Source organism: Hafnia paralvei ATCC 29927, assembly GCF_001655005.1.
Taxonomy (GTDB): Bacteria; Pseudomonadota; Gammaproteobacteria; order Enterobacterales; family Enterobacteriaceae; genus Hafnia; species Hafnia paralvei.
Genome location: NZ_LXET01000038.1, coordinates 122,907 through 130,252, shown reverse-complemented (window position 1 = coordinate 130,252; position 7,346 = coordinate 122,907). Strand labels below are relative to the sequence as shown.

7 protein-coding genes are annotated in these 7,346 nt (G+C 49.4%); 1 reads left to right on the top strand and 6 read right to left on the bottom strand.

The features are described 5' to 3' along the window. Positions 1-188: hypothetical protein (locus tag M988_RS23035; protein WP_211271679.1), on the top strand; the 188-nt coding region annotated here is incomplete at its 5' end. On the opposite strand, the gene M988_RS09420 is transcribed toward M988_RS23035, so the two are convergent. The 6 genes from M988_RS09420 to araG form a co-directional block, all read right to left on the bottom strand. Next, positions 168-1,166: a bile acid:sodium symporter family protein gene (locus M988_RS09420; RefSeq protein ID WP_008813543.1), complete on the bottom strand. Its 999-nt coding sequence runs from the start codon at positions 1,164-1,166 to the stop codon at positions 168-170. The genes M988_RS23035 and M988_RS09420 overlap by 21 nt on opposite strands. Before the next feature lie 144 nt (positions 1,167-1,310). Continuing rightward, entirely contained in the window at positions 1,311-2,354 is a 1,044-nt protein-coding gene (locus M988_RS09415; RefSeq protein WP_008813544.1) for an oxidoreductase, read from the bottom strand. A 248-nt stretch (positions 2,355-2,602) separates the two neighbouring features. Beyond that, a complete protein-coding gene (gene dctP, locus M988_RS09410) occupies positions 2,603-3,643 on the bottom strand; it encodes a TRAP transporter substrate-binding protein DctP (RefSeq protein WP_064573813.1) in 1,041 nt (346 codons plus the stop codon). 35 nt (positions 3,644-3,678) lie between these two features. Continuing rightward, positions 3,679-4,620, bottom strand: coding sequence for an arabinose operon transcriptional regulator AraC (gene araC / locus M988_RS09405; protein ID WP_008813546.1), 942 nt, complete (start codon positions 4,618-4,620; stop codon positions 3,679-3,681). Between the two features lie 176 nt (positions 4,621-4,796). Then, the gene (araH, locus tag M988_RS09400) at positions 4,797-5,792 is read right to left on the bottom strand and encodes an L-arabinose ABC transporter permease AraH (RefSeq protein WP_008813547.1); all 996 of its coding nucleotides are present in this window, start codon (positions 5,790-5,792) and stop codon (positions 4,797-4,799) included. Positions 5,793-5,814: 22 nt separating this feature from the next. After that, a complete protein-coding gene (araG, locus tag M988_RS09395) occupies positions 5,815-7,335 on the bottom strand; it encodes an L-arabinose ABC transporter ATP-binding protein AraG (protein WP_064573811.1) in 1,521 nt (506 codons plus the stop codon). Positions 7,336-7,346: the final 11 nt, after the last annotated feature.

The following is a 7,346-nucleotide window of genomic DNA, read 5'->3' as shown; positions in this document are numbered from 1 at the left end:
AGATAAAAAGCGCGCGAGTTGAGAGCCCCCGCGCAACGGGGCTCTCATCGGTCGCCTTCGCCAATGGGCTCATGGAAACGCATCTGCTGACCGGCGAACGAAATATTACACCGCAATCCCATAGGATTAAGATATTGCTAACCAACGCACGAAACAAAACCTCTTTTTCACCCTTCACTTTCCTCTAACACCTTCTTCGCCTTCGCCCGATTGACATATCTCTGTGCTAACACTGCGCACACCATCAGTTGGATCTGGTGGAAGATCATCAACGGCAGCACCATCATGCCTACGGCTGACGCAGGAAACAGCACATTCGCCATCGGGATGCCGTTCGCCAAGCTTTTCTTGGAGCCGCAGAAAACAATGGTGATTTCGTCAGCGGTGTTAAAGCCTAGCCAGCGCGCTGCAAAGGTATTTATCACCAGTACAATAGCCAACAGAATGGTTGAGAACACCACAATCGACAGCAGCGACCAACCGTCAATCTGGTGCCAAATCCCTTCGATCACAGCCTCGCTAAACGCGGTATAGACCACCAGCAGAATGGAAGATCGATCGGTAATGTTAATCAGCTTACGGTGGCGTTCGACCCACTTAGCAATCAGCGGGCGCGACAGATGACCAATAATAAACGGCACCATCAGCTGCAAAATAATCGCGCCAATGGCATGCAGGGTGTCAGTTTCCCCACCTTGGGTATGCATCAACAGCCCCACCAGTAACGGCGAAAGGAATACGCCTAAAATACTTGACGCGGAAGCACTGCAAATAGCCGCGGCCACATTACCGCCCGCCATCGACGTATAGGCAATCGCTGATTGAACTGTCGCAGGCAAAGCACATAGGTAGAGGAAACCAAGATACAACGCAGGGCTTAACAGATTTGGCACTACCACATTCAAAGCCAGCCCCAGCAGCGGGAATAATGCAAAGGTGCTGAGAAACACCACCAGATGCAGTTTCCAATGTCCCATTCCAGAAACGATTGCCTCACGCGATAGCTTGGCGCCATGCATAAAGAACAGCAACGCAATAGCCGCCGTGGTGAGATGCTCGAAGATCGTTTTATAGATCCCCTCGCACGGGAACAGCGATGCCAAAATCACCACCGTAATCAAAACCAGCAAAAACTTATCAATACGCAAACGTTGCAGCCAAGACATAACTCAACTTCCCTTACCGAAAAATGTGCGAATACATATAGTTTTATAAAAAATAAAGCCTTCTTCCCGTGTATTAACAACCCAGAGAAGAAGGCCAATACGAAAATGCGCTAGGCAATATCAGCAACAAGTATCAGCATCATCTCAAGCAGGAAGCGGCAGTGCCCTTTGCTGCAATGAGGATTCTTGTCCAAGCTCGAGCAGTTCCATGACGGTAATCGCCTCCGAAGCCGGTACCGGATTCTCACCGTCACCGTTGATTGCATCGCGAATACCCGCGTAATACGCCGGATAATTGCCAGGGATGGTCAGCAACGACTGCTCTGCCATCATGTCATCTTGAACCAAGGTTAATACGCCATCGCGCATGTCGTAGCCCCAATCCGCCTGCGGTGGACGCTCGCCCGCCTTGAGACGATCCTCCTGAGGATCTAATCCATGTTTGATGTAGCTTCCTTTCGTGCCATGAATCACATAGCGCGGTGTTTCTGCCGCAGTCACCATGCTGCCATGCAAAATAATGCGCTTGTCTGAATAGTATAAAATCGCATGGAAATAGTCGGTGGTTTGAGAATTTGGACGCATTGCGCACAGGTCAGCGAGCAGACTTTGCGGCTTACCGAAAAGCTGTAGAGCTTGATCGAGCAGATGCGAGCCAAGATCGAACCAGATCCCACTCCCCGCGCCGACTTTTTCACGCCAGCGGTCGCGCACTTCCAGACGAAAACGATCGTAGTGAGATTCAAACTGAACCACATCGCCCAAAGCGCCTTCAGACAGCAAGGTTTTCACCGTCAGGAAATCACTGTCCCAGCGGCGGTTATGAAAAACTGACAGCAATCGCTTCTGCTGTTTGGCTAACATTTCCAGCTCGCGTGCCTCTTGCAGATTCACCGTAAATGGCTTATCCACGACCACATGTTTACCCGCTAACAGCGCCTGCTTAGCCAACGGGTAATGGGTGATATTCGGCGTTGGGATCACCACCAAATCAATAGAAGGATCGCTAAACAACTGCCCTGGTTCACCAACGACCGTCATCCCAGGCCAGTCAGCAAGAACTTTATGCGCATCACTGCTTGAAATCGCCGCCAATTCCAGTCCGGGCGTACCGGCAATCAGCGGCGCGTGGAACGTTTTACCGGCAAAACCATAGCCGACCAGTCCTACACGAATTGAATCCGCCATACAAAACCTCGCTGCCCTAAGCAATTAGAAAGGATAAACGATGAAGTAAAACCATCTCTTCAACATATATATTGTTATCGAAATATTATGATGCTGCTATTTGATAACGTGTTTTGGTGAGATGAGCAAGAAGACTGAGTTCTGTTCTGATTGGAAGAGCAATTATTAGGCAGGTATACAGAGTGACTAATACAGCAATGAGAGTGCTGCATTAGCCTTCAAGACGCCACGCGAAAAATAGAGATCGCCTATTCTTTCATAGCGTCATTTATCATCTGGGACACTTTCATCATGGTTGCGCTTGCATCTTTAACACCGGCATTTTCTTGCTCTTTTAGCCAATTTTCCTGCACTTCCTGATATCGAGAGAGCGTTTTCCACTGCTGCAGCTTATCCGCGGATAGAAATTGTACTTTTGCGCCCTCTTGACGCATATCAGCAATCTGAGCCGTCAGGCTACTGTCCATGACCGCTCCCTGCTTTTTGTAAGCAATTTCGGCAGCCCGCTGGATGGCCTCCTGATCTTGCTTTTCAAGTCCATCCCAGGTGTTTTTATTCATCACTAATAGATAGATGTGTCCTAACCATAAATTTTTAGATATCAGAATATGAGGCGATGTTTTATGCGCTTCAACGTCGTATCCGCTGTCCAGATTCACCATAATGCCATCCAATGCACCAGACTGAAGCGCTTTACGAGTTCGGTCACCCCAAGGCATCGTCACGGCCTTAGCGCCCGCGTTGGTAAGAAAATCCTGATGCCAAAAACTGGCCGAGCGCCATGTGCCGCCTTTGACATCAGCCAAAGACGTCATCGGTTTGGTACTAAAGAAAGCCACAGGGTAACCGGTGGCAAAATACAGGTTCACAACGTTGTTCTTCTCAAGCTCTAACGGAAAAACGGGGAGCTGGGTATAAACACGGCGAAAAAAATCCACCTGCCGATCAGCGGCTGGCCCCACCGGAAAGCTTTTGAAAATCTGATGCAACGGCAGCTGTTTTGCCGTGTACTCAGGCACGACAATCGCCATATCCGCTTTCGTTCCCTGCCCAACCAGTGCCAACGCATCATAGCCAGCACCGAGCTCTCCGCCCCAGTGGGGCTCGATCTTCAGGCGTCCATGAGATTCATTTTCAATAGACGAGAAGAATACGTCATTGATGAATTGGGTACGAGCACCGCCTAATGCTTCATGATCGCTATATTTTAAGGTTTTCGCCGCCAATACCGTGTTCGGTAATAGAAATCCAGCCAGCAAAATGGGCAATAGCCTGTTAGTCAATTCCATTTGATATCTCATTCATGATTTTAAAAGTGACAGTGTCACACTCGTAGTAATGTACTTTGTCGCTCACTCTGGCGACGCTCTCCCGCACTCATTGAAGAAGAGTCATTTACTTCATGATTTCGACGACGATAATCACTTGGGCTCACACCGACGCGTTTGCGGAACACGCGTGAAAAATAGAGCTGATCGTCATAACCAACAACACGCCCAATGGTGGCAATCGGTTCCTGCGTGGTCTGCAACAACAGTTTGGCACGAATAACCCGCTGATCCTCACGCCAACGTAGAATATTCACCCCAACCTGCTCACGAAACAGATGCGCCAAACGCGACGGCGATAAGCAAACGTGTTTGGCAACGTCCTCAATGCGAAGTTCATCGGCTAAATTACCGGTGATGAACTGGCAGGCCTCGATCACTCTGGCATCCATGATGCGCTGCGGCGCCTGCGGATCTTCTTCCATCGCGCGTAGCAGAAGGCGTTCGAGCAAATTCATCGCTAACTCTTCCGCAAAGCGTCGACCTGATTTATGCGTCTGCTCAATATTGGCAAAGAGACGGTCAAACTCCAGCAGCGTATTTTCGGGGAGAACCATATGGCCTACGCCATTAACCTGACTGTGCCACTCTAGCCAATCGGCCCAGTACGCGCGAGGACGGAAATAGACCCAACGGTGATACCAGCAGTCACTTTCTGAAGAACGGCCATAATAATGACTCGCCTTCGGAGGAAACAGCAGTAGCTCTCCCGGCTTGCTGTCTAGCGTCTCTTCACCGTCTTTGCCGCTGAAAATGCGCCCTTGACCTTTGATCGTTAAATTCAGGATGTACCCTTTCATTCCTTCAGGACGATCAATAAAGAAGTCTAATGGACCACCGGCGATAATTGGGGTTAATCCTGCGACCAGATAAGCATTAAAGCTATACCCCGGCAAAAGCGGATTTGGCTGTGGCTCCTGCGTTAAACGTTGGTACATCGTCCCTCCCATACAATGTCTATCTCTGCTGCCAGTTTACAGAGCAGCGCGAACGCTGCTCAACATTGCTCTAAAACTGTGAAGCAGATTAATAATTACTTGTAATTAATATCGAATAATCATCATCTATACCGCTTTCATCCCGAGGAATAACAGGAATTTTCTGTCTGTCGCTATTAAGCACGGGTCTTTTTAGCAAGCTGCTTGTAACGGTCAAAAATAACCGCGGCAAGCAAAATCACGCCACGTACCACGTATTGAGAGAACGGTGAAATATTTAGCAAATTCATCGCATTCTCGACCGTCCCCAAAATCAACACGCCTGCGATAACATAAGAAATTTTACCGATTCCGCCTTTGAGCGATACGCCGCCCAGCACACAGGCAGAGATCACGATCAGCTCATAGCCGATAGACGTCATTGGCTGACCACTGGTCATGCGCGAGGCCAAAATGATCCCCGCGGCGGCTGAAACTAGCCCTGACAGCACAAAGATAATGATTTTAGTGCGAACCACAGGAACACCGGCCAGACGCGCAGCCTCTTCGTTTCCTCCAATCGCTAACGTATTGCGGCCAAACGTGGTTTTGTTCAGTAAAAAGCCGAACAGGATAAAACAGGCTACGGTGATCCAAATAGGCGCAGGCAGCCCCAACCAGTTCGCGTATCCCAGCTCAAAGAAACGCTCGTCTTCAATACCGACCGCTTTACCATCAGAAATGATGTATGCCAAACCGCGCACAATTTGCATGGTGGCAAGCGTGGTAATCAGCGCATTTATTTTCAGACGCGCAATCACAAAGCCGTTAACGAGGCCGCATAATGCCCCTAGCAACAAGCCTGCAAATATGCCGATCCACAGGCTTTCGGTCATATTAATCACTACCGCAGCAGTCACACCCGCACAGGCAATAACCGAGGCGACGGAAAGGTCAAAGTCGCCAGAGGCCAGACAAAATAGCATCCCGCAGGCCACCATTCCCGACATGGAAATGGCTAGGCCAAGCCCCTTCATGTTGATAAATGAGCCAAAGTTAGGCACAAAAATCAAACAGGCAATAAATAGCGCGGCAAATACCACCAACATGCCATAACTATCCCAAATACGACTGAGGTTTAGCCCTTTGTTTCCTGATTTTGCCGTCGCCGGCGTAGAAGTAACACTCGACATAATTCTGCTCCTAGACGTATTTTCAGGCCGCATGAGATGAGGTTGATGTGCGAGGCATTGCAAGCGCTAAGGCTTTGGCCTCGCTCGCTTCGCTGCGTAATAGTTCACCCGACACTTCGCCTTCGCGCATCACGATAACGCGGTCAGATAAACCTAACACTTCGGGCAAATCACTTGAGGCAAACAGAACGGCAATTCCCTGCTGCGCCAACTGGTAGATAACATGATAGATTTCATGCTTCGCACCGACGTCGATGCCGCGCGTCGGTTCATCGAGCAAAATGACCTTCATGTCTTCTGAAAGCCAGCGCCCTAAAATCGCCTTTTGCTGATTACCGCCGGAAAGATTCATCATTAGCTGCTCAGGACTGGGCGTTTTGATATTGAGAGCATCAATGCGTTTGTCGGCGTTTTCCACTTCCCATTGATGATTGATGAGGCAACCTGCGGTCAGCGCGTTGCGGCGAGCACTGATATTGATATTTTCACGCACGGAGTGAACCGGAATAATGCCGTCAGCCTTGCGATCTTCAGGACACAGCATCATGCCCTGACGGATAGCATCAATAGGGCTTCCCACTCGCATATCTTGTCCGTCGAGAATGACCTGTCCCTGCGTTATCTTGGTGCCGCCAAACAACCCTTTCATCAATTCGCTACGACCCGCCCCAACCAGACCAAAGAGGCCAACAATTTCACCCTGTTTAACCTGTAACGACACCGGGTGTTTGACACCAGGAGCCACCACGTCCTTCACCTCTAAACGAATAGGTCCGTGCTCGCGCGGCTGATAACCATAAACATCCCCCAAGTCACGCCCCACCATCGCCTGTACTAATGAGTCATGGTTGACCTGCTGCATATCATCGAAGGTTTTGACGTATTTGCCGTCTTTAAAAACCGTAATCGCATCGCTTAAGGCGAAAATTTCTTCCATACGATGCGAAACATAGATAATCACCCGACCTTCAGCGCGCAGTTCACGGATCACACGAAACAGCTGTTCAATTTCACGCGAAGAGAGCGAACTGGTTGGCTCATCAAACGCAATCACTTTGGCATTACGTGCCAAGGCCTTGGCAATTTCCACCATCTGCCACTGTCCAATAGAGAGATATTTCAGCGGCGTTTGTGGATCGATATCTAAACCTAAATGCTCTAGCTGCAAACGGCTTTCATAGTTAAGCAATGAGTTATTCACGAAGCCCTTTTTCGCAGGCAGTTGGCCTAAATAGATGTTTTCTGCCACCGTCATTTCAGGCACTAAGTGCAGTTCCTGATAAATAATGGCGACACCGGCATCAAGCGCATCGGTGGTGTTGTTAAATTGAACTGGCTGGCCCTTGAGGTAGATCTCTCCCTGCGTAGGCGTGTAACTGCCGCTCAGTATTTTCAATAGTGTGGATTTACCTGCGCCGTTCTCGCCCATCAAGGCATGGATCTGTCCGGCCTGACAGCTAAAGCTGATATCATCCAGCGCCTTCACCCCAGGAAATGTTTTCCCGATATGACGGAATTCCAAATAGGGTACGTTGGAGGTCATAAACGTTCTCC